Genomic DNA, 436 nt, shown 5'->3' with positions numbered 1-436 from the left:
CATCTTCGGGTCGATCATGATCAGGCGGCACTCTTCCGGCGTCAGACGGTAGAGCAGCGACAAGATCATCGTGTTGATCGCCACCGATTTACCCGAGCCGGTCGTCCCTGCGATCAGCAGGTGGGGCATCTTGGCGAGGTTGGTCACGATCGGCTCACCGCCGATGGTCTTGCCCAGAGCCAGCGGCAGCTTGATGTTCTTGTCGTCGAAATCTCGCGCCGAGAGGATCTCGCGCAGCACGACCTTTTCGCGGTGATCGTTCGGCAGTTCGATACCGATCACCGAGCGGCCCGGCACGGTCGAGACACGTGCCGACAGCGCCGACATCGAGCGGGCGATATCGTCGGCCAGACCGATCACGCGGCTGGCTTTCAGACCCGGCGCGGGCTCGAGTTCATACATCGTGACGACGGGGCCGGGGCGGACCGAGACGATC

General features: G+C 63.5%; 1 protein-coding gene. It reads right to left on the bottom strand.

The window, feature by feature from the left end:
- A partial coding sequence (locus B3D39_RS12900; RefSeq protein ID WP_286789768.1) for a DNA translocase FtsK occupies window positions 1-436 on the bottom strand: 436 nt, incomplete at both ends.

The sequence above is a fragment of the Thioclava sp. UBA3469 genome, assembly GCF_002378135.1.
In the GTDB taxonomy this organism is placed as follows: domain Bacteria; phylum Pseudomonadota; class Alphaproteobacteria; order Rhodobacterales; family Rhodobacteraceae; genus Thioclava; species Thioclava sediminum.
The sequence above is the reverse complement of the archived record's forward strand: the minus strand, read 5'-3'. Positions and strand labels throughout refer to the sequence as shown.